Raw genomic sequence first — 231 nt, forward strand, 5'->3', positions numbered from 1 at the left:
GCGGACGAGCGTGGCGAGCGTGACGACCAGCTCGGTCATCGCGAAGGCGGCGCCCAGGCATATGCGCGGGCCCGCGCCGAAGGGCATGTAGAGATGCCGGTCGGGCACCGGCATGCCGGGGGCGAAGCGATCGGGGTCGAAGGCGTCGGGATCGTGCCAGTGGCGGCGATGGCGGTGGAGCGCATAGACGGCGATCAGGATGCGCGTGCCGGCGCGGATCCGGCGGCCGTC

At 73.2% G+C, this 231-nt stretch carries 1 protein-coding gene; it reads right to left on the reverse strand.

The features are described from left to right. On the reverse strand, positions 1-231 hold a 231-nt coding region (locus tag RVY79_RS21830), incomplete at both ends, for a cytochrome P450 (protein WP_317466715.1).

Source organism: Chromohalobacter sp. HP20-39, from assembly GCF_033052815.1.
GTDB lineage: Bacteria > Pseudomonadota > Gammaproteobacteria > Pseudomonadales > Halomonadaceae > Chromohalobacter.